A 2252-nucleotide genomic window follows, 5' to 3' on the forward strand; every position below is an offset into this window, starting at 1 on the left:
GACGGCGCCCAGCGGGGGCGCCCCCCGCGCGACCCCCCGGCCGGGCAGGGCGCCGCCCGGGCCGGCCCCCCCGCCCGGTCCGGATTCCGCGTCTCCGTTGACGACAAGGTTCACTCGCCTGCCTCCAGGGTCATGAGGGAGTGGACAACCGCGCGCATCTCACCAGCCCCTGATGAACCACGGAAGGCGCCCGGCCCAACTCTCCGTCGGATCCCGGAAGTCCCCGCGCAAAAGGGCCCCGCCTCCGGGTGGAGGCAGGGCCCTGAAGCGTGACGTCGCTTGCCGTCAGCGGCGCGCGACACCCTCCGCGCGAGCGGCGGCGGCCACGGCCGCGGTGACCGCGGGGGCCACGCGCTCGTCGAACGGCGAGGGGATCACGTACTCCGCGGACAGCTCGTCACCGACGACCGCGGCGAGCGCGTCGGCGGCGGCGATCTTCATGCCCTCGGTGATACGCGAGGCCCGCACCTGCAGCGCGCCGGCGAAGATGCCGGGGAACGCGAGCACGTTGTTGATCTGGTTCGGGAAGTCCGAACGGCCCGTGGCCACGACCGCCGCGTACTTGTGCGCGACGTCGGGGTGCACCTCGGGGTTCGGGTTGGCCATGGCGAACACGAAGGAGTTCGGGGCCATGGACGCGACCGCGGGCTCCGGGACCGTACCGCCGGAGACACCGATGAAGACATCGGCGCCGGACAGAGCGGACTCCAGGGAGCCGGAGATGTTGGCCTTGTTCGTCAGCTCGGCCAGCTCGCGCTTGACCGGCGTGAGGTCGTCGCGGTCGCGGCTGACGATGCCCTTGCGGTCGGCGACGGAGACATCGCCGATGCCCGCCTCCAGAAGGAACTTGGCGATCGCGACACCCGCCGCACCGGCGCCGGAGATGACCGCGCGCAGGTCGCCGAGCGTGCGGTTGGTGAGCTTCGCGGCGTTACGCAGCGCCGCGAGCGTCACGACGGCCGTGCCGTGCTGGTCGTCGTGGAAGACCGGGATGTCCAGCTCGTCCTGGAGCCGCCGCTCGATCTCGAAGCAGCGCGGCGCCGAGATGTCCTCGAGGTTCACGCCGCCGAAGGACGGGGCGAGCCGCTTCACGGTCTCGACGATCTCGTCCACGGACGTGGTCGCGAGCGCCAGCGGGACCGCGTCCACGCCGCCGAACTGCTTGAAAAGAATCGCCTTGCCCTCCATCACCGGGAGAGAGGCGGAAGGACCGATGTCACCGAGCCCGAGCACGGCCGTACCGTCGGTGACGACGGCCACGACGTTCGAGGTCCACGTGTAGTCGTGGACGAGCTCCGGCTGCTCGGCGATGGCGCTGCACACCTTGGCCACACCAGGTGTGTACGCGAGGGACAGGTCGTCCTTGTCACGGACCGGCACCGTGGCCTGAACAGCCATCTTGCCGCCGCGATGCAGCGCGAAGGCCGGATCGAAGGGCTCGTCGGCCCCGTCCGTTCCGGCGTCGCTGCGAGGATTGACGATCTCCGCTGCCACTTTGTCTGACCCCTTAAAGGTTCAATCGTTTGAGGGTTGCCGCTCCCTGTTCGGGAGCGGGCGGGCACCGCGGGACGCCTCGCCGTTGGGCGATGGGCCCCCAGGCAAGGGGGAGATGTCCACGCGCGGGCGCGCCGCACACGCGCCCTGGTCCCCGGATGAGGGGTGTAACGCTCTTTTGTACAGGATGGAACGGGGACTTCACGAGAGAGATTCGCCTCAAACCTAGGGCAAATGTCCGAGTCAGGACCAAAAGTCCAACACCCGTGTCCGGATAGCGAGATGAGCGGGGTTTGGCCTGGTTAGCGATGGTTCACCAAGCGGGCGCTCACCCTTGGGAGGACAGGCCTCTACGTCCCGCGCGCACCTGTTATCCGATTTTGACCTGGGCGGCAGCCTGAATCGTGCAGTCCGAATGGCAAGATGCCGTAATCACACAAGGTCGCGACACCCGAAGCCGTGTGCACGACCGCTGATCGCTCCCTCATCAGCACACATCTGCCGGAGGACCCCCATGACCGCAAGCACCACCCGTCGTACGACCGCCAAGTCCCGGATAGCCGCGGTCGGCGCCATCGCGGTCGCCGGCGCGCTGATCCTGACCGGTTGCGGCGACCAGACGAAGGACAGCGGCAAGGAGGGCGACTCGACGAAGGCCGGCGAGAAGACCTCGGCGCCGCTCTTCGACAAGCTGCCCAAGGAGATCCAGGACGAGGGCGTCATCAAGGTCGGTTCGGACATCGCGTACGCGCCCGTCG

General features: G+C 68.9%; 1 protein-coding gene and 1 pseudogene. One reads left to right on the plus strand and one right to left on the minus strand.

Annotated elements, in window-relative coordinates:
- Positions 1–285 precede the first annotated feature (285 nt).
- Positions 286–1494: an NADP-dependent malic enzyme gene (locus JAO81_RS30880; protein ID WP_165335079.1), complete on the minus strand. Its 1209-nt coding sequence runs from the start codon at positions 1492–1494 to the stop codon at positions 286–288.
- A gap of 385 nt (positions 1495–1879) precedes the next feature.
- On the opposite strand from JAO81_RS30880, the pseudogene JAO81_RS30885 reads away from it, so the two are divergent.
- Positions 1880–2252, plus strand: a pseudogene (locus tag JAO81_RS30885) (ABC transporter substrate-binding protein); the annotation flags it as partial.

This window comes from Streptomyces sp. N35 (assembly GCF_016464295.1).
GTDB lineage: Bacteria > Actinomycetota > Actinomycetes > Streptomycetales > Streptomycetaceae > Streptomyces.